Source organism: Stenotrophomonas sp. LMG 10879, assembly GCF_002750935.1.
GTDB lineage: Bacteria > Pseudomonadota > Gammaproteobacteria > Xanthomonadales > Xanthomonadaceae > Stenotrophomonas > Stenotrophomonas lactitubi_B.
Genome location: NZ_PEJT01000001.1, coordinates 193,636 through 213,568 on the forward strand (window position 1 = coordinate 193,636; position 19,933 = coordinate 213,568).

The following is a 19,933-nucleotide window of genomic DNA, read 5'->3' on the forward strand; positions in this document are numbered from 1 at the left end:
GCTCACAGCATCGCCTCCGCGCTGCCACCGATGGTGACGGTGCCCTCATCGGCCATGCGCTTGACGATGGCCAGGATCTCGCGCTGCGCCACTTCCACGTCGGACAGGCGCACCGGGCCGCGCGCTTCCATGTCTTCCAGCAGGATCTCGGCCGCGCGCTGGGACATGTTGCGGGTGATCTTGTCGCGCACCTTGATGTCGGCGCCGCGCAGCGCCAGGCCCAGTCGTTCGCCGCTGACTTCGCGCAGCACCAGCTGCATCTCGCGGTCGTCCAGGTCCACCAGGTCGTCGAACACGAACATCAGGTCCTGGATGCGGCCGCTCAGCGGTGCGTCGATGCGTGCGATCTCGCCCAGGATCGCCTGGTCCTGGCCGCTGTCCATGAAGTTGAGGATGTTGGCCGCACACTGCACGCCGCCGATGTTGGACGACTTCAGGTTCTGGTTGCCGGCGAACTGGCGTTCCATGATCTCGTTGAGTTCGTTCAGCGCATTGGGCGGAATACCGTCGAGGGTGGCGATGCGCAGCAGCACGTCCACACGGGTGCGGTCGGGCAGCAGCTTCAGCGCGTCGGCGGCCTGGTCGGTTTCCAGGTGCGCCATCACGATCGCGATGATCTGCGGGTGCTCGTTGCGCACCAGATCGGCCACCGCACGCGGGTCCATCCACTTCAGTGCATCCAGGCCGGTGGTATTGCGGCCCAGCAGGATGCGGTCGATCAGATTGCCGGCCTTCTCGCTGCCCAGCGCCTGCACCAGCATGTTGCGGATGTAGTCGTCCGAGCCCACGCCCAGCGAGGTCTTCGAGCCCAGTTCCTGGCTGAACTGGTCCATCACCCGTTCCACCTGTTCGCGGGTGATGTCGGACATGGTGGCCATGGCGATGCCGATTTTCTGCACCTCCTTCGGCTCCATGTGGCGCAGCACTTCGGCCGCGTCCAGTTCACCCAGCGACAGCAGCAGGACGGCGGCGCGCTGCACGCCGGTCAGGGGAGCGACCTCAGTCATTGGCCACCCAGCCCTTGACCACCTGGGCCACGCGCTTGGAGTCGGTCTTCACGGCTTCACGCGCCATCCGCAGTCGTTCCTCATAAGAATCCACCGGCAGGGCCAATGCTTCCGGCCCGCCCAGGCTTGCCCGGTCGGCGCCGAGCGCCGGCAGCGGGGTGCCATCGTCATCGACCAGCTGCACGTCCGCGGTATGCGGTTCCAGCGCCAGTTCTTCGTTCTTGCGGTTCTGCCCGGTGATGCCACGCAGTGCCGGGCGCAGCACGCCAAACAGCAGCGCCATCACCACCAGCGCACCCAGCAGCATGCGGCCGGCATCGTGCACCCACGGCAGTTCCCACCAGGCCGGGCCTTCCACCGGCGTGGTATCACGCACGAAAGGGGCATTCATCACCGACACGGTGTCGCCGCGCTCGGCACTGAAGCCGACGGCCTGCTTGACCAGTGCCTCGACCCGGGTCAGTTCGGCCGCCGACAGCGGCTGCGGTGCAACCTTGCCGTTGGCGCCGGCGCGCGGCACGTTGTCCACCAGTACCGCGACCGATACGCGCTTGATGCGGCCGGCTGGCTGCCGGGTGTGCTGCAGGGTGCGGTCCAGCTCGTAGTTGCGGGTCGCGTTCTTGCTGCTTTCGGTTGGCGCCTGCGCGGTGGCCGGTGCGGCGGCCTGGCCCGGCGGACTGTTGCTGGTGGCACCCGGTACGCCCTGCGGGCCCGGCGTGCTGCTGCTGTTCTCGCTCATCTGCTCGCTGCGCAGCTTCTGCGGCTCGCCGTTGTAGAGCTCGCGCGCTTCTTCGGTCACCGAGAAGTCCATGTCCACGCTGACTTCCGGATTGACCCGGCCGGGGCCGGTCATCGGTTCCAGCAGTTCGCGGATGCGCTGGTTGAACGAGGTTTCCTGGCGGCGCACCTGTTCGAACTGGGCAGCGTTGACCGCCGCTTCGCTGTTCGGGTCACTGACGCTGAGCATGCGCCCGCTCTGGTCGACCACGGTGACGCGTTCCGGCGCCAGATCGGGAATGGCGGCAGCCACCATGTGCACAATCGCATCGACCTGGCTGCGTTCCAGCTGCTGGCCGCCGCGCAGTTCCAGGGTGACCGAGGCACTGGCCACGTCACGCTGGCGGGTGAACGCGCTGGGCTTGGGAATGGCCAGATGCACGCGCGAATCGCGCACCGGACGCAGCGTGTTGATGGTGCGCGACAGCTCGGTTTCCAGTGCGTGCTGGTAGCGCGCGCTTTCCACGAACTGGCTGACACCGAAGCCCGGGTCGCGCTCCATCAGCTCGAAGCCGAGCTTGCCGCTGTCGGTCAGGCCCGAGCCCGCCAGTTTCAGGCGGGCATCGTGCAGGTTCTTTTCCGGCACGGTGATGCCACCGGTGGCCGGGTCCAGCTGGAACGGAATCTGTGCGGCACGCAGCAGGTCGGTCGCTTCAGCGGTGGCCTTCTGGTCCAGGCCGGTGTACAGCGGCACCATGCCCGGCTTCTGCGACCAGAAGAACACGAACAGGCCTGCCGCCACGGCCACGGCGATCATCGCCATCAGTCCGAGCCGACGGGTGATCTGCAGGCTTTGCAGCCGGTCGAACCACTGGCCCGCCTTTTCGGCGTTCAGGGATTCCTTGGAGAGCGACAGGGCCATGCGTTTCTATCCTTACAGCGGCATGTTCATCACGTCCTGGTAAGCCTGGACGAGACGGTTACGGACTTCCACGGTGGCGCGGAAGGCGATCTGGGACTGCTGCGAGGCGACCATCACCTTGGCCAGGTCGGCGCCGGGCTCACCCAGTTCGAAGGCCTTGGCGAGGGCGCCGGATTTCTGTTGCGCGTCGTTGACGCCGGCGATGGCGCCGCGCAGGGTTTCGGTGAAGCTGGCAGGCTGGACCTGCGGCGCATCCAGCACCGTGCCCGGCAGGGCATTGCTACGCGGCGCTTCGGCCAGCGGGTTGAGCGCGGGCTGTCCCACCTGGGTCTGGTAGGAGCGGATCTGGGAAAGGATCGAAGTGACGGAGTGGGACATCTGCAACGGTTCCAGAAACAGGGATGGGGGTGTCTGCTGGAGCTAGTGCAAGTGCCGTGCCGAAATGGCTGATCGGTTCAGTGACGTGAGGGTTGGGGGGTGTTCGGCAGGGCTGCGCCCTGCACCTGCCGAAGCAACGGCAACGTCAACGTCAAAAACCTGCATTCCGTGGGATGGCGGGGTGGGTCCGGTTGCGGGGGACGCCGTGAATACGTCCCTGTAGGCTCGGTCGCGCCATCCATGGCGCTCACGCCCCCGCAACCGGACCCACCCCGCCTTCGACAGATCTCCGCGATGTGTCGGAATGGCGTTCCGTGCTGCTGGTGGGTGTCGACCTTGGTCGACACAGTAGATCCACGCCATGCGTGGATGGGGCGTTCCTGGGGATGTGTGACGCGTCATTTCACCGGCGTCGGTTTTTTGGCCTATGGCTCCAACTGGAGCGGCGCAGACCTTCAACAGATAGATGTGTCGACATATACTCCGCGTGCTTCGAAGCAAGCTCGGCGCTACATGGCGCGAACCCTCCGTCACAAGGAAACCGCCGGAGGCGTGGGCGGGTCAGGTTGCGGGGGCGTGAGCGCCATGGATGGCGCGACCGAGCTTACAGGGACGTACTTGCAGCGTCCCCCGCAACCTGGCCCGCCCGCGCATCGCGCAGGAAGCCAGCTGTTGCTGTTGCTTCGACCGCTGCTTTGGCTGTCGCCTCTGCGGGTGCCGGGCGGCAGCCCGGCAACAACACCCCCCACAAACACCAACGCCCGGGCAAGCCCAGGCGTTCGTGCCCCCTTCATGCTGGCAACGCGATTCAGCTGGCCAGTTCGGCCGGCTCGCGTTCGATGCCGTACTTGCGCAGCTTTTCCACCAGGGTGGTGCGGCGCAGGCCGAGCAGCTGGGCTGCGTGGGCGACTACGCCCTGGGTGCGTTCCAGTGCTTCGTTGATCAGGCCCAGTTCGATGTTGGCCATGTGGTTGCGCAGGTCCAGGCCGTCGTCCGGCAACGCGGCGGGCGCGGCGGCGCGGTTGACGGCGATGCCGTGTTCGAGCGACGGCTGGTTGCCGCTGCCCGGGGTGTGGAACGAGAAGCTGCGCAGGTCCAGGCGCTCTTCGCTGGCGACCACCGGCGGCGCTGTGGCAACTGCCATGGTGGCCAGCGCGGCATCACCGCGATAACGTGCCGGCAGATCCTGCACGCGCACCGAGCCACCCGGGTGCAGTACCGCCAGGCGTTCGACCAGGTTGGTCAGCTCGCGCACGTTGCCCGGCCACTCATAACCGGCCAGCGCCTGCAACGCTTCCGGGGTGAAGCGCACTTCGCCACGACCGGTACGCGCCAGCTGGGTGGCGATGGTTTCCACCAACGCCGGCAGGTCTTCGCGACGCTCGCGCAGCGCCGGCACGTCGATCGGGAACACGTTGAGGCGATAGAACAGATCCTCGCGGAACTTGCCATCGGCGATCCGGCTTTCCAGGTCGCGATGGGTCGCGGCGATCACCCGCACGTTGCAGCGGATGGTCTGGTTGCCGCCAACACGCTCGAAGCTGCGCTCCTGCAGCACGCGCAGCAGCTTGACCTGCATCGGCAGGCTCATGTCGCCGATTTCATCGAGCAGCAGGGTGCCGCCCTCGGCCATTTCGAAACGGCCCTTGCGCGCCGTCAGTGCGCCGGTGAAGGCGCCTTTCTCGTGGCCGAACAGTTCGCTTTCCAGCAGTTCCGCCGGAATCGCTCCGCAGTTGATCGCCACGAACGGACCGTCGCGGCGTGGCGAGCGCTGGTGGATGCTGCGCGATACCACTTCCTTGCCGGTGCCCGATTCGCCCAGCACCAGCACGGTGGTGTCGAATGCGGCGACCTGTTCGATCATCGTGCGCAGTGCGCTGACCGCCGGACCATTGCCGGTCGGGCCTTGGTCCTGCACGGCACCGGCCTGGTGTTCGGCATCCAGGCGCTTGAGGCTGGCACGGCGCAGCAGGGCTTCCATCTGCGCATGGCGCAGCGGCGCTTCCAGCGGCCAGATGTTGGCTTCATGCAGGCCATGCCGGTGGGCGAACGCAGTGGCGTCACCGTCGGCCAGCAGCACCGGCGGCGGCAGGCTGCTGCCACCGAGCCAGGCGTACAGCGCGGTGCTGGCGGCACTGTCGTCCAGGTTGCCGACGATCACCGCCATCCAGTCGTTCTGACGCTGGCGGGCCAGGTCGAAATCGGCGGCGTCGGAAACCCAGCGCGGGTTGAAGTCCATGAATTCCAGCAGGGCGACGGTGCGCTCGGCACGCACCGCATCGTTGTCCAGTACCAGGATGCGCGATTCGCTCACGACCGATCCTCCCTGAGGCCTTCCAGGATCGGCATGACTTCCTGGATGTAGGACAGCTTGCTGACGAAGTTGTCGGCGCCGGCGCGCAGCGCGTGTTCGCGGTGCTCGACGTCGTCGAAGTGGCTGGCAATCACGATGTACGGTGCATCGTCCTGCGACTTGATCAGGCGGGTGGCCTGCAGGCCGCCCATTTCCGGCATTGCCAGATCCATCAACACCACCTGCGGGCGCAGGCTCTCCGAACGTTCGATCGCTTCCAGGCCGTTGCCGGCGCTGCCGACGATCTGCAGCCAGTCGATCTTGCGGAAGTGGCGCATCGCCGCGTTGATGAAGCCCTCGTGGTCATCGACCAGCAGAACTGTGAGCTTGTTCATGTCCAACATCCTTTTCAGCCCACCCGGGCCAGCTGCGGTTGCCTGGCGTTGACCCGGCGCCGTTCGCGGGCCGGGGCGATATCCAGTTGTTCGCGGTATTTTGCGACGGTTCGACGGGCAATGTTCACCCCCTGGCGGGACAGCAGGCCAGCGATGGCCTCGTCGGCCAGCGGGCGACCGGCGGGCTCGGCGTCGATCAGGCGGCGGACCATGGCCTTGACCGCCTGGCCGGACACGCTGGCCCCTTCCAGGCGCACGGCGAAGAAGTGCTTGAGCTCGAAGGTGCCGCGCGGGGTCTGCAGGTACTTGCCGGTGGTGATGCGCGAAACGGTGGATTCGTGCATGCCGATTTCCTCGGCCACTTCCTTCAGGGTCAAGGGTGCCATGGCTTCCTCGCCACGCACCAGGAAGGCCGCCTGGCGCTCGACGATCACCCGCGCGGTGCGCAGCAGGGTGTCGTAGCGCATCGACAGGCCGCGGCTGAACCAACGCGCCTCCTGCAGCATCTCGCGCAGCGCGGGGGCGGCGTCGCTGGTCTCGGCGAGGGCCTGTTCGTACTGGCTGTTGATCGACACCCGGCGGCTGGTGGCCGGGTTCAGTGCCACCTTCCATTGTTCATCGGCGTGCCAGGCGACCACGTCGGGCACCACCACCGCATTGCGCTCGGGCAGCAGGCTGTCGCCCGGGCGCGGCTGCAGCGACAGGATCAGGCGAACGGCTTCGCGCACGTCCTCGATCTCGGCATCGTGCTGGCGGGCGAGGGCAGGGTAGTCGTGGGCGGCCAAGGCATCGAGCGCGCCGTCCAGAATGCGCGCGGCGAGATGACGTGCCGGCACCACCCCGTGCAGGCTGCACAGCTGGGCCAGCAGCGATTCGCGCAGGTCCTGCGCGGCCATGCCGGCCGGCTCGCCTTGCAGCAGGTGCTGACGGATCGCTTCAACGCCGTTGGCATCGATGTCGAACTGCGCGCTGGCCAGCAGCTGCAGCTGTGCCAGCGGTGCCTGCAGATAGCCGGCATCGTCGCAGTGTTCCAGCCAGAAGGCGGCCACGGCCAGTTCGCGCTCGTCCAGGTCCAGCGCCAGGCGCTGCAGCACGCGCAGCTGCGGATCGCTCGATTCGCCAGCGGCGATGCGTGCCATGCGGTCGTCATCGCCGTCCTGCCAGTTGGCGCCGGACACATCCCACATCGAGGATTCGGGCAGCTCGTCGAACGCAGCCGTATCGAGCGTGGTTCTGGCTGCATCGGTGGCTTCAGCGGCGGGCGCTTCGGCGTCTTCGATTTCCAGCAGCGGATTGGATTCCAGCAGGCGCTGGATTTCCTGCTCCAGGTGCAGGCCGTCGAGCTGCAGCAGCCTGATCGACTGCAGCAACTGCGGGGTGAGGTGAAGCTGTTGACCCAGCTGGGTCGAAAGTGAAGCCTTCATCGTGAGTCCCCGGCGCCGCTCCCCGACGCCTTGTGGAACACATCTTGCTTTTGATCCGGCAGGCGCGGAATCGGGGGGTTCCTGAGGGGGTTGGTGGTATTCCCGACAGTTTGTAAGGAAATCCCCTACACAAGCGCGGGAATTTGACGATTCCGGTCGCTAACTCATTGATTCGTGGTCGATCGCCGTGGTGCTCGCCCGCGCTCCTCGTACGGAATCCCGTCGGGGCACGTGTGGGTGACGGTATTTCGTCGCCAAGCCCGTGGGCGGCACCACGGCGTTACCCGTGTCGCGAGGACGTCATTCCAGCTCGTGCTGGTGGCGCGCAGCCAGCAGCAGCAGATCGTTGGCGCGACGGCAGCCCAGTGATTCCATCATTCGCGCGCGATGGGTCTCCACCGTCTTGACGCTGATGCCAAGGTCGGCGGCGATTTCCTTGTTGCTCTCGCCCTTGCCGATGCGGCGAAGGATCTCGCGCTGGCGCGGCGACAGTGCGGCTATGCCGGTCGGCTTTTCGCGGCCGAGCATCGGTGCCAGCATCTTGGCCGAGATCTGCGGGCTCAGGAATACCTGGCCGGCATGCGCGGCACGCAGCGCCAATTCCAGTTCCTGCGGCGCGGCATCCTTCACCACGAAACCGACGGCGCCGCGATCGAGTGCATCGCGCACGTGGGCGGCGTCATCATGCATGGTCATCATCACGATGCGCGTACCCGGTGCGCGCAGGCGGATGTCGCTCAGTGCTTCCAGGCCGGTACGGCCGGGCAGCGACAGGTCCATCAGCACCACATCCGGCGCGTGCTGCAGGGCCATCTGCAGTGCCTGTTCGGCATTGCTGGCCTCGGCGACGAGCTGCACGTCGGCAAACCCCTGCAGCAGCCGCGCCAGGCCGGCGCGAACCAGGGTGTGATCGTCGACGATGAGAACTCGCACAGGCACGCTGGAGGTTGGGGAGGGGGGTCCACCTTAACTTAGCTGAACGGGCACGCCAAGGGCTGGCCGTATGCCTGCATGGTGGCAGATTTCAGCGTGCGCGACGGGCCTCGGCCACCTGCCGCCGATGCAGCCGGAACAGATGCCGTTCCATTGCCATTTCCAGACCATCGCCGAGGTGATGGAAACGCAGCCACAGGTAGTGGCCGCCGCCGCCATCGGCTGCTTCGGCGATGACTTCCACCGGCAGGTCGATATGGTCGGGCAGCCAGTCGCTGGGTTGCAGGCGGACGACGCCGGCCTGGCCGGGCAGGCTGCCACTGCGCGGGCCCAGCTGCAGGCGGATGCCGCGGCGCGACCAGCGCACCGGGCGCAGCGTCGGTTCCTGGCCCTGCTGGCGGATCAGGCGGCCGAGCAGGACCATGGTCAGGTCCACCTTGGCTTCCAGGCGCTGCAGCTGCAGGCTGGCTTCGCTGCGTTCTTCGTGCTCGTCGATGCGACTGTCTTCGACCAGCGCCAGGCTGCGCAGCAGGCCTTCGGCACTGCTGGTCCGGCCCACTGCACTGCCGGCCTGGAACTCGGCGGGAAGGGCCAGTTCGCAGCTGAGCGTTTCGTCGAACAGCTCGCTTTCGGCCGGGTGGTGCAGGGACGTGGTCGGCAGGACGGTCATGCCAGCGATTCTGCCTGCAGGTAGGCATGCGCGGCGCGAAGGGAGCGGCGGCCGTCCTGCATCTGCACCGATACGGCATCGCGGCGCTGGCGCAGCAGGCCAATCAGGCTCTGCTGGCGTTCCAGCAGCGCCGACAGCGGTGCGTGGTCGGCGCTGGTCAACGGTTGGCTCAGCAGGGCATGCAGGGTGCTGTCATGGCCGTCGAGCAGGCTGTCGGCCTGTTCGAATGCCTCTTCGTCGAGGGCCTTCTCGAAGGCATCCAGCTGCGCATTGAGCTCGAGCAGGCTCATGGCGCCACCGCCGCGGGACGGCGCTGTTCGTGCGGGATGGCATTCCAGGCACCGTCGATTTCGCCCAGCAGCTGCAGCGATTCGTCCAGTGCAGCGCGATCGTTGTGCAGGTTGGCCTCGGTCAGGCGCTGCAGCAGGTAGTCGTACAGGGCCGACAGGTTGCCGGCGATCTCGCCGCCGGCTTCATGGTCCAGCGAGCCGTTGAGGTGGGCGACGATCGCGCATGCTTCGCCGATCGCCTTGCCCTTGCCGGCCTGATCGCCTTGTTCGAGGGTGGCCTGGGCACGGCGTACGCGCTCCAGTGCGCCGGACAGCAGCAGCGCCACCAGTTTGTGCGGATCGGCATCGGCGACCGCACTGGTCACACCCACCTGGCGGTATTGCTCGGCGTACTGACGGCTGGAACCGTACATTCGTGATTCTCCCTTGCGCGGGGTGCCGGGGTGCGGTCGAAGGGACCGTTGACGCCGGCACTGCGATGATTGCTGTTGCGTCCGTTATCGGTGCGTACGGCGCCAAACTTGAGCGCCGTGCGTGTTTCCTCAGCGGTTCAACTGGGCCAGCTGCTGCTGCAGCGCGGTGTTGCTCTGCTGCAGCTTGCCCATCAGGCTGTCCAATGCCACGAACTGCTTCTTGTAACGGGCCTCGACACCGACCATGCGCGCGTCCAGGTCCTTGCGGCGCTTGTCGATGTTGTCCAGGGTGGTGTTCAGTCCCTTGGTGCGGGCGACGAAGGCGCCTTCCTTGCCGACCGTGGTGCTGACGTAGCCGTCCACCAGTGAATACAGCCGGCCGGCACCACCGGTATCGCCGGTGACCGCCTGGCGGATCTTCTCCGGCTGGGCGGCGAGGGCGGCGGCGAACTTGGTGCTGTCCAGCACCAGGGTGCCATCGGCGTTGGGGTAGCCGCGGGTCTGCAGGCCCAGCGCCTTGGCGTCCAGCTGGTCGCCCGCCAGGTCCTTGAGCACGCCGGACATCGTCGAACGCAGCTGCGCGATCGCGCCACGCATCTGTGCGTCGCCGGTCAGTGCGGCGGCTTCCTTGGTCTTCGGGTCGTACTTGGTTTCGGTGTTGATCGCCGCGACGGCCGCGTTGTAGGCGGTCACGAACTCCTGCATCACCTTGGTCGCGGCAGTGGTGTCGGTGCTGATGACCACCGTGCTCTTGCCCTGTTCCTTCAGGTTCAGGGTCAGGCCTGGCACGGCATCGGCCACGGTGTTGCTGGCACTCACTACTTCCACACCATCAATGGTGAGCAGCGCATCCTTGGCGGGGCTGTTTTCCTTCAGGCTGCCGACCAGCGCACCCAGCTTCGGATCGCTGCCGGCGTATTCCAGCTTGATGGCGCTGGCTGCACCGGTCTTTTCCTGGGCGATGGACAGGTACTGGTTGTCGCCGGAGCTGATCAGCGTGGCCTGCACGCCTTCCTTGCGGCCAGCGGCGTCGATCTTGTTGCGGACGGTGGTAAGCGTGTCGCCTTCCTCCACCTGCACGTTCATCGTCTTGGCCTTGTCACCCACGCCGACGGTCAGCGTCAAGGTTCCGGCACCGAAGGTGTCGGTCTTGGGCACCGAGGTGTCGGCGATCAGCTTGTGTGCCGATGCCAGGTTCTTCACCTCGATCAGATGGGTGCCGTTGGACGCGGCGGCCTTGCTGGTGCCCACGTCGTACAGCGCTACCGACGCGGTCAGCACATCGTTGGCGTTGTTGGGGCCGGCTTTGCCGGTGGCGGTGACGGTGCGGGTGTCGAAGGCGGTGGTGGCCTTCAAAGCGGTCAGTGCGGTCTTCAGCTTGTCGAAGGCCGAGGTGACCGTGCCGAGCGACGACAGCTGCATCTTGGTCTTGGACTGCTGCAGGTTCAGCGCATTGTCGGCCGGCTTGCGGTCCGCCGCGACCAGCTGGTTGACGATGCTGGAGATGTCCAGCCCTGAGCCAATGCCACCGTATCCAAAGTCTGCCACGTCGTTTCTCCTGGTATACGGGCCTGGCCGTCGTGCGGCGGCCCGTCGTCAACGAAAATAGCGGCCTGCGCCGCTGGGTCTTGAGGACTTCGTTGATGCATGCGCCGTGCCACTGGCCGGCAGGGCAGTTCTGGCACGCTGGTTGCAGGAGGTCTGGGGCAGGGTGCGGGTGGGTTCACCGCGGGCTGCCGGGGGTCTGTAAAAAACCCTCCCCCAATGCAGGGGAGGGATCAGGCTACTGACAATCGGGGGGAGACGAAGCCGCCCGGTACGTACAGTCAAAATGCACAACGCTGAAAGAGAGGTCCGCAGGGGCGGGCGATGCCAAGCCGGTTCGGGACGCTTCCCGGGCCGGGCATGGCCCGCATCTGTGTACGCCGTGGCTGTCGGGTTGCCGCTACCGTCGGTTCAATCCGACGGTAGCGGCGCCTTCTTGCCGTGGATCAGCGCAGCAGGCTGAGCACGCCCTGCGGCACCTGGTTGGCCTGGGCCAGCATGGCCGTACCGGCCTGCTGCAGGATCTGGGTGCGGGTCAGCTCAGCGGTTTCCTTGGCGAAATCGGTGTCCTTGATGCGGCTGCGCGACGCCGACAGATTCTCCGACGAGGTCTGCAGGTTGGCCACCACCGAGGTGAAGCGGTTCTGGATCGCACCGAGGTCGGCGCGGGTGCTGTTGATCGAGTTCAACGAGTTGTCGACGATCTCCAGCGCCTTCTGTGCACCTTCCACTGTGGAGATGTTCACCGACGACAGCACGCTAGCAGTCACGCCGGTCATGGTGCCGCCGTTTGTGCTGCTCTCGTCAAGGCCGATGTTGGCGAAATCGGCAGCGACGGCGGTAGCGCCGGCGGTGGCCGGGCCGCCGGCGGCCAGTGCGAAGGTCTGGCTGTCTTTCACCGACGACAGGCTGATAACGCCCTTGTCCACGCTGGCCATGACGCCGGTTTCGCCCAGTTTCGCATTGATGGCGGCGGCAGTAGCCTTGGAAATGGACTCTCCGGCCTTGACCGAGATGTCACCGATGTTGATGGCGGTGGCCGTGCCACCCTTCGGGGTGACCGACACCTGCAGACCGGTAAACTTGGTGTCAGCGGTGGCCAAGTCCTCGTTCACGGCAGCGGTGGCAGCATTATCCAGCGCGGTGCCTTTGTAGGCCACCGCGAAGGTGGAGTTGCCCAGCGAGGCTGTCTTTGCGTCGACTACCTTGTCGATGGCGATGGCCTGACCGGCGTTGGCGCCGACCTGGAACAGCTGGCTGGAGAAGGTGCCATCCAGCAGCTTGGTGCCGTTGAACTCGGACTGCTTGGCGACGCGGTCGATTTCCGAGACCAGCTGAGTGACTTCGGCCTGCAGCGCCTTGCGGTCACTATCGGAGTTGGTGGCGTTGGCGGCCTGCACCGACAGCTCGCGGACGCGCTGCAGGTTGTTGCCGATTTCGGTCAGCGAACCTTCGGCGACCTGGGCCAGCGAGATGCCGTCGTTGGCATTGCGGATGGCCACGTCGGTGCCGCGGATCTGGGTACCAAAGCGCTCGGAAATCGCCAGGCCGGCCGCGTCGTCCTTGGCGCTGTTGATGCGCGAACCGGAGGACAGGCGCTGGATGGTGGTAGCGAGCGAGCTGCCGCTGGTGCTCAGGTTGCGCTGAGCATTCAGGGACATGGTGTTGGTGTTGATGACTTGTGCCATGGTGCTTTTCCTTTGGCGAAGGTGGAACGTATTTCAGGATCCGGGCGCCGCGTCATGCGACGCCCGGAGGTCGATCAGAGAGCGGATCAGCGCAGCAGGCTGAGCACGCCCTGCGGCACCTGGTTGGCCTGGGCCAGCATGGCCGTACCGGCCTGCTGCAGGATCTGGGTGCGGGTCAGCTCAGCGGTTTCCTTGGCGAAATCGGTGTCCTTGATGCGGCTGCGCGATGCGGACAGGTTTTCCGACGACGTCTGCAGGTTGGCCACCACCGAGGTGAAGCGGTTCTGGATCGCACCGAGGTCGGCACGGGTGCTGTTGATCGAACCCAGCGCCTTGTCGACCACTTCCAGTGCCTGCTGTGCACCCTTGACGCTGGTGACATCCAGGCTCTGGACCACGCTGCTGGTCGCCGTGGCTGCAGCAGTGGTGGTGGCGGCAGCCAGGCCGGAGCCGGCGACGGTGCCACCGACAACCAGATCCTTCTCGGCCTTGACCGAGCTGAGTACGATCTGATCCTTGCCAGCACCGCCCACGGTTGCGTATACGCCCGACTCGCCGATCTTGGCGTTGATGGCAGTGGCCATCGACTTGGCAATCTCGGCGCCGGTCGCGCCGTTTTTGTAATCGACCTTGTCAATGGCGATCGAGTTAATGGTCAAGCCAGCAACCGAGCCATCAGCGGTTGCGGCGGCGATCGCGGTGCCGGTGACATCAGCAGCGAACTTGGTAGTGCCCAGCGAACCGGCCTTGGCATCGACGGTCTTGTCGATGGCGATGGCCTGGCCCGCATTGGCGCCAACCTGGAACAGCTGGCTGGAGAACGAACCGTCCAGCAGCTTGGTGCCGTTGAAGTCCGACTGCTTGGCGACGCGGTCGATTTCCGAAACCAGCTGGGTCACTTCGGCCTGCAGCGCCTTGCGATCGCTGTCGGAGTTGGTGGCGTTGGAGGCCTGCACCGACAGTTCGCGGACGCGCTGCAGGTTGTTGCCGATTTCGGTCAGCGAACCTTCGGCGACCTGGGCCAGCGAGATGCCGTCGTTGGCATTGCGGATGGCCACGTCGGTACCACGGATCTGCGTGCCGAAGCGCTCGGAGATGGCCAGGCCGGCCGCATCGTCCTTGGCACTGTTGATGCGCGAACCGGAGGACAGGCGCTGGATGGTGGTGGCCAGCGAGCTGCCGCTGGTGCTCAGGTTACGCTGAGCATTCAACGACATCGTGTTGGTGTTGATTACTTGTGCCATGAGGAGAGGTCCTTGAGCGGTTGCACGTGAGTTGGGTTAGACGCCCCCGACGTGCCCCGGGGGCGGCTCATGTCAGCGCTGCAACAGGCTGAGCACGTTCTGCGGTACCTGGTTGGCCTGGGCCAGCATGGCCGTACCGGCCTGCTGCAGGATCTGGGTGCGGGTCAGCTCGGCGGTTTCCTTGGCGAAGTCGGTATCGCGGATGCGGCTGCGCGATGCGGACAGGTTCTCCGAGGAGGTCTGCAGGTTGGCGACCACCGAGGTGAAGCGGTTCTGGATGGCGCCGAGGTCGGCGCGCACGCTGTTGACCGATTCGAGGGCCTTGTCGACGATCGACATCGCCTTCTGTGCGCCCTCGGCCGTGGTGACGTTCAGGTCCTTGACGAAGCTGGTCGTTGCGCCAGTCAGCGTGCCGCCGTTGGTGCTGGTCTCGGTCAGGCCCAGGCCGGCGATGGTGGCGGCGGTGACGCCGGCCGGCGGGGTGGCCGCGCTGACGCCCAGGGTGAAGGTCTGGCCGTCCTTGACCGACGCCAGGCTGACCACGCCGGCGTTGACGGAGGCGACCACGCCGGTTTCGCCCAGCTTGTTGTTGATCGCAGCAGCGGTGGCCGAGGTGATCGACTCGCCTGCCTTCACGGTGAAGTCGCTGACGGTGACCGTGGTGGCGGTGCCGCCCGGCGGGGTCACCGAGATCTGCAGGCCGGAGTAGGTGGTATCGGCGGTGGCCTTGTCGACGGCCAGAGCGGTGCCGGTGTAGCCGTTGGCGAAGTTGGCCGCGCCCAGCGAATCGGCCTTGGCGTTGACCACGCTGTTGATGGCGATGGCCTGGCCGGCATTGGCGCCCACCTGGAACAGCTGGCTGGTGAACGAACCGTCCAGCAGCTTGGTGCCGTTGAAGTCGGCCTGCTTGGCGACGCGGTCGATCTCGCTGACCAGCTGGGTCACTTCAGCCTGCAGCGCCTTGCGGTCGCTGGCCGAGTTGGTGGCGTTGGAGGCCTGCACGCCCAGTTCGCGGATGCGCTGCAGGTTGTTGCCGACTTCGTTCAGCGAACCCTCGGCGACCTGGGCCAGCGAGATGCCGTCGTTGGCGTTGCGGATGGCCACGTCCAGACCACGGATCTGGGTGGTGAAGCGCTCGCTGATGGCCAGGCCGGCGGCGTCGTCTTTCGCGCTGTTGATGCGCAGGCCGGACGAGAGGCGCTGGATGGTGGTAGCGAGCGAGCTGCCGCTGGTGCTCAGGTTGCGCTGAGCGTTGAGCGACATCGTATTGGTGTTGATTACCTGTGCCATGGGGTCGTCTCCTCTTATGTGGAACCCGTTGGTGAATGAAACGAAGCGCCGCCTGATTTTTTTGTTTGGCTGTGTGCTTCGCCGTTGCCAAATGAATAACGGCGCTTTGTCAACAACCTTTAGCGGGGAATTTCGTTGCAGCCGAATTTCGTCGCTGAAGGCTGTTTTTCCGGGGATTTCCGTCCGCCCGGAAGGGGCGGGGTGAACCCTGGGAAGGGCGGCCTGTCATGCCTGCCCCACGCTGATGAAGGTATCGGCGGGGGACGGCTGGGCTTGATGGGCGATCTCGGCACATCCGCCGGGCATGGCCCGGCGCTACCAGGGCCAACCCTTGGGTGGCGCCGGGCGGTACCGGGCCAGCGCAGCGGTACATGACCGCGGAAACGAAAAAGGCCGCGATGCAGGGCATCGCGGCCTTGGGCTCCAACGCGGGCGCGTGGAATCAGCGGATCTTGTTGAACAGCGACATCGACTGCATCTGCGAGAACAGTGTCTGTGCCGCCTGCAATGCGGTGCTTTCCAGCTGGTACTGGCTCAACGCGTCGGCGTAGTCCAGGTCGCGCATCTGCGACAGCGTGGTCTTCAGCGTCACGCCATTGGCCTCACGCATTTCCGCCGCATTGTCCAGCGCATTCAGCTGCGCACCGCCGGCAGCACGCGAATCGATCATCCGTTCCGCAGCGCGGCCGACATCGCGCAATGCGCTCTGCAGTTCGTTCTGCTGCGCGGCCATCTTCGCCGGCGTACCGGTATCGGCATCCAGCGCGGCGATCAGCTTGTCCATGGTGCCGAAGATGTCGCGACTGCTGGCCGCCTGCACGTTGAAGCTGTCACCTGTCGCTGGCGCGCCCGCGATCTGCAGGCGAACGCCGTTGATCTCCAGTTCGCTGCCGGCCTTGTAGGTGCCGGTGCTGGTCACGTTGCCGGCACCGTCGAGCACTTCGTACTGGTCGGCGGCAGTGAAGCGCACACTGAACGACTGCCCGTTCCAGCTGTCGCTGCCATCGCGGGTGATGTTGGTCAGCACGCCGTTGCCGGTGTTGCCTGCCGCTGCGCTGCCATCAACGAAGCCATCGCCGGTGGGAATGCGCAGGAAGATCTCGCTGCCGGGCAGGGCATCGCGCACGTAGGTGTCCGGGCCGACTTCCACCTGGCGCTGGGTCTGGTCGCCGCGATAGACAACTTTGCCGTCAATCCTGGCGAACGGCGGATCGCTGTCGTTGGTACCACCGAACACGTAGCGGCCGGTGCCATCGCTGCTGTTGGCCAGCGACAGCAAGCCCTCTCGGATCTGGTTCAACTCGGTGATCAGGGTCTTCTTGTCAGGCGCGCTCAAGGCGGGATTGCTGGCCTGGATGGTCAGATCGTTGACGCGTGCCATCAGGTCGTTGACCTGGGCGAGGGTGTTTTCCTGCACACCCAGGCGGTTCTGCACGTTGTTGCCGTTGAGCTTCATGCGCTCCAGTGCGGCCAGGCTGCGGTCCAGGCCAACCGCGGCACCTGCGGCGACCGGATCGTCCTTGGCGCTGACGATCTTGCTGCCGGTGGCGATCTGCTGTTCCAGATGGCTGAGCTTGGCCTGCTTGGCCATCATCAGCGCGACCGACTGGCTGTACATCATCCCGGTGGAGATACGGTTGCTCATCGGCGCACGGCTCCCAGGATGGTCTGGAACATGGAGTCGGCAGTGGAAATCAGCTGCGAGGCGGCCTGGTAGGCCTGCTGCAGGCGCAGCATGTCGGCCGCTTCCTCATCGAGGTTGACGCCCGAGACTTCGTCACGCGCCGCCTGCGCCTGGTCGGCGATCACCTGCTGCGCCCCCAGCGAGTATTCCGCCGAACGCGCCGCCGCGCCGACCTGGGTGGTCAGCCCGCCCAATGCGCCGCCCAGTGTCACCGTGCCGGCGTTGAACGCCTTGGCCGATTCCACCTTGGACAGCTTGGTCGCGTTGCTGTTGTCCGACGAGCCGGCCGGGGTCGGGGTGATGTTGAAGGTGTCGCCATTCTTCGGCACGCCATCGAGCACGAAGCTCCAGCCGTTGGCGCTGATGGTCTGGCCGGGCGTGTAGGTCTGCGGCGGGCCACCATCGATGGTGTAGGTGGTGGCCGAGGTGAACACGATTGCAGCCGGGTTGCGCAGGTTGGCGTTGGCTGAGTCGGTCACGGTCACGCCGCTCAGCTTGCCGGTACCGGTGTTGGCCAGTGCTGCCGCACCCTTGATCGCGGCCGCCGCGGCAATGCGCGAGGGATCGGTGATCGCCATCTCCAGGCTGCCGGCCACCCCGGCTGTCGGCTGCAGCAGGAAGCGGTCGTTGGCTGCCGGGGTACCGCCAACCACCAGCTTCACGCCGTTGATGACCAGTGGGTCAGCGGCAGTACCGGTGCCGGTCAGCGGCACGCTGGCGCCGGTGTCGGCGCGGCTGGCAGCCCAGTTGCTGCCATCGAACTTCAGCACGATGTTCTGCGCTTCCAGTTTGCCGAGATCGCCGTAGCTGGCGGTGATCGAGCCGGTGCCGGTGTTGCCGGCATTACCGGTGACACGCGGCGTGCCGATGTTGAAGAAGTCGCCGCCCATCTGGCCGTACAGGTCGACGCCTTGGCGGTGGGTGCTGTTGAACGTCTCGGCCAGGCCGACGGCCAGCTTGCCCAGTTCGGCCTGGGCCGGGGTCAGCACGGTGTCGCGGAACTCGAGCAGGCCACCGATCTGGCCGCCGACCGCCTTCGGGTCCAGGGTAATGGTGCCGCCCTGGGTCTGCAGCGCCAGCTGCAGGCGCTCGGGCTGGTACGGGTCGGCCACCGTAGTGACCTTCGATGCGGTGGTGCCCACCACCAGCGCCTGGCCGCCGGCGGTGTAGACGTTCATGATGCCGCCGTCCTGGACCACCGCGGTGCCGCCGGTGTAGCCCACCAGCTGCGAGATCAGTTGATCGCGGCGGTCCAGCAGGTCGGGCGCGGCGTTGGCGATGTTGGTGCCGATGGCACCGTTGATCTGCGCGATCTCCGACGCCAGCCGGTTGACCTCGGTGGCACCGGCCATCAACCCGTTGTTGACCTCGCCATTGAGGTTGTTCAGATGGGTGTTGAGCTGGCTGAAGCGGTTGGCCAGCGCCTTGCCACCATCCAGCATGTTCTGCCGGTCGGCGGTACCGGCCGCGTTGGAGGACAGACCGCTGACGGTGTCGAAGAAGTTCGACCAGACTCCGGCCACGTTGGTGGCCGCGTCGGAGAACAGCGCATTGACCCGGTCGGCCATGCCCGAAAGCTGCTTCAGGCGCGCCAGCTCACCGCTGCTGTCGAGCAGGCGCGAGATCGCCAGCTGGTCGGCCGCGCGGCGGATGTCGACGATGCGGGTGCCGTTGCCAACGTCGCCATAGCCGTAGTTCTGCGGGGTGGCGGTGGCGAAGTCGACCTTCTGCCGGCTGTAGCCGGGCGTGTTGAGGTTGGCCACGTTGTGGCTGGTGGTGGCCAACGCACGCTGGAAGGCGAGCAGGGCACTGGTACCGGTGGAAAGTACGCTGGACATGGGGTTCCTCAACGACGAGTGATACCCAGCGCCGCGGTTGCGGTGCTGGCGAAGGTCTGACCGATGCGTGAGCCGGCGTCGGCCACGGCGGCCACGGCGCGCTCGATGGTCGGGCCGCCGGCGATCGCGGCGATCTTGGCCGCGTAACGCGGGTCGGTGGCGTAGCCGGCACGTTGCAGGCCGCGCGCGAAGCCCTGCACATCGGTGCCGGCCTGCAGTGCCTGCTGGTAGCGCGGGCTGGTCTTCAGCAGGCGCACGTAGTCGGCAAAGCTCTCCGCGGGCGAGGTGTAGGCGCGGAAGCTGGCGGTCTCATTGCGGCGCACGCCATCGACGTACTCATGGGTACCGGCGGTGGCGCTCTGGCCCTTCCAGCCGGTGGCCTTGATGCCGAACAGGTTGTGCGAGGTGCTGCCGTCGGCATGCTTGATCTGGCGCTTGCCCCAGCCGGTTTCCAGCGCTGCCTGCGCAACCAGGGCGCGGGCGTCCACGCCCAGTTCCTTGGCCGCGCTCTGCGCGTGCTGCCAGATGCTGGCGACGAAGCCTTCGGGTGTGTGCGCGCCCAGCTGGGCGACGGCGGTGCGGGTGGCCAGCGCATCGGCCGGGGTGCCGCTGCTGCCGCGGTTGCTGGCGGTCGGCGCCCACTGGTCGCTGGCAGCGGCCCAATCGGCACCACCGATGGCGCCGGCATAGGGATCGTCGGTGCCCAGCGAACGGTGCATGCTGCTGCTTTCCCGGCCCGCGATCAGGTCCAGCGCCTGCTCCATCGGTGCGACCGAAGACTGCGCGCCGTCCTGCACACCGGCCGCCATCTGCTGCAGCATGCGCACGGCCTGGCCGGCATCCTGCAGCGGCAGCGACGGCGCCGCCGGCGCATTGAGCTGGTAGGCGCGGCTGGCCTTGGCCGGATCCACGCGGGTATCCAGCGCCGGGCCATCGGCCTGCGCACCGGACAACTGGCGGGTGATCATGCTCGACAGGCCCAGCCCCTTGCCGCGGGTCATCGCCTCGGCGATTTTCTGGTCGTACATCTCCCGGAACATCTTGTTTTCACCCGGGAACAGCGAATCGCCAAAGCTGGCATCACGCATGCTCTTGACCAGCATCTGCGCGAACTGGCCTTCAAGCTGGCGCGCGACCTTGTCGATCTTGGCCGGGTCGTTCTGCTGGGCTGGGCTCAGTTCGAATGCGGGAGTGATGCGCAT

17 protein-coding genes are annotated in these 19,933 nt (G+C 66.3%); all 17 read right to left on the reverse strand.

All coding sequences use genetic code 11. The features are described 5' to 3' along the window. Positions 1-2: 2 nt before the first annotated feature. Positions 3-989, reverse strand: a complete 987-nt coding sequence (gene fliG, locus CR919_RS00790) for a flagellar motor switch protein FliG (RefSeq protein ID WP_099818764.1) — start codon at positions 987-989, stop codon at positions 3-5. Positions 990-999: 10 nt separating this feature from the next. After that, the gene (gene fliF, locus CR919_RS00795) at positions 1,000-2,646 is read right to left on the reverse strand and encodes a flagellar basal-body MS-ring/collar protein FliF (RefSeq protein ID WP_099818398.1); all 1,647 of its coding nucleotides are present in this window, start codon (positions 2,644-2,646) and stop codon (positions 1,000-1,002) included. A gap of 12 nt (positions 2,647-2,658) precedes the next feature. Then, a complete protein-coding gene (gene fliE / locus CR919_RS00800; RefSeq protein WP_025878997.1) occupies positions 2,659-3,024 on the reverse strand; it encodes a flagellar hook-basal body complex protein FliE in 366 nt (121 codons plus the stop codon). Positions 3,025-3,832: 808 nt separating this feature from the next. Beyond that, complete coding sequence (locus CR919_RS00805; RefSeq protein WP_099818399.1) at positions 3,833-5,338, reverse strand: sigma-54 dependent transcriptional regulator; 1,506 nt, start codon at positions 5,336-5,338, stop codon at positions 3,833-3,835. Beyond that, positions 5,335-5,712 (reverse strand): response regulator transcription factor, encoded by a 378-nt coding sequence (locus CR919_RS00810; protein ID WP_049460600.1) that lies wholly within the window; start codon positions 5,710-5,712, stop codon positions 5,335-5,337. Before CR919_RS00810 ends, CR919_RS00805 begins: the two co-directional genes overlap by 4 nt. A 14-nt stretch (positions 5,713-5,726) precedes the next feature. After that, on the reverse strand, positions 5,727-7,136 hold the full coding sequence (gene rpoN, locus CR919_RS00815) for an RNA polymerase factor sigma-54 (RefSeq protein WP_099818400.1): 1,410 nt from the start codon (positions 7,134-7,136) through the stop codon (positions 5,727-5,729). A gap of 300 nt (positions 7,137-7,436) precedes the next feature. Further along, positions 7,437-8,069 (reverse strand): response regulator transcription factor, encoded by a 633-nt coding sequence (locus CR919_RS00820; protein WP_025879002.1) that lies wholly within the window; start codon positions 8,067-8,069, stop codon positions 7,437-7,439. A gap of 91 nt (positions 8,070-8,160) precedes the next feature. Continuing rightward, positions 8,161-8,739, reverse strand: coding sequence for a PilZ domain-containing protein (locus tag CR919_RS00825; RefSeq protein WP_099818401.1), 579 nt, complete (start codon positions 8,737-8,739; stop codon positions 8,161-8,163). Next, on the reverse strand, positions 8,736-9,029 hold the full coding sequence (locus CR919_RS00830; RefSeq protein ID WP_099818402.1) for a hypothetical protein: 294 nt from the start codon (positions 9,027-9,029) through the stop codon (positions 8,736-8,738). Before CR919_RS00830 ends, CR919_RS00825 begins: the two co-directional genes overlap by 4 nt. Next, positions 9,026-9,442, reverse strand: a complete 417-nt coding sequence (fliS, locus tag CR919_RS00835) for a flagellar export chaperone FliS (protein ID WP_089241027.1) — start codon at positions 9,440-9,442, stop codon at positions 9,026-9,028. The genes CR919_RS00830 and fliS overlap by 4 nt, the downstream gene beginning before the upstream one ends. 129 nt (positions 9,443-9,571) lie before the next feature. Continuing rightward, entirely contained in the window at positions 9,572-10,990 is a 1,419-nt protein-coding gene (fliD, locus tag CR919_RS00840; protein WP_099818403.1) for a flagellar filament capping protein FliD, read from the reverse strand. Between the two features lie 443 nt (positions 10,991-11,433). Then, positions 11,434-12,675 (reverse strand): flagellin, encoded by a 1,242-nt coding sequence (locus CR919_RS00845; protein ID WP_088099870.1) that lies wholly within the window; start codon positions 12,673-12,675, stop codon positions 11,434-11,436. Positions 12,676-12,761: 86 nt separating this feature from the next. Then, positions 12,762-13,919, reverse strand: a complete 1,158-nt coding sequence (locus tag CR919_RS00850) for a flagellin (RefSeq protein WP_033831047.1) — start codon at positions 13,917-13,919, stop codon at positions 12,762-12,764. Between the two features lie 72 nt (positions 13,920-13,991). Further along, complete coding sequence (locus CR919_RS00855; protein ID WP_099818404.1) at positions 13,992-15,209, reverse strand: flagellin; 1,218 nt, start codon at positions 15,207-15,209, stop codon at positions 13,992-13,994. Between the two features lie 442 nt (positions 15,210-15,651). Continuing rightward, positions 15,652-16,854: a flagellar hook-associated protein FlgL gene (gene flgL / locus CR919_RS00860; RefSeq protein WP_099818405.1), complete on the reverse strand. Its 1,203-nt coding sequence runs from the start codon at positions 16,852-16,854 to the stop codon at positions 15,652-15,654. After that, positions 16,851-18,731, reverse strand: a complete 1,881-nt coding sequence (flgK, locus tag CR919_RS00865; protein ID WP_099818406.1) for a flagellar hook-associated protein FlgK — start codon at positions 18,729-18,731, stop codon at positions 16,851-16,853. The genes flgL and flgK overlap by 4 nt, the downstream gene beginning before the upstream one ends. Before the next feature lie 8 nt (positions 18,732-18,739). Beyond that, complete coding sequence (gene flgJ / locus CR919_RS00870; RefSeq protein WP_099818407.1) at positions 18,740-19,933, reverse strand: flagellar assembly peptidoglycan hydrolase FlgJ; 1,194 nt, start codon at positions 19,931-19,933, stop codon at positions 18,740-18,742.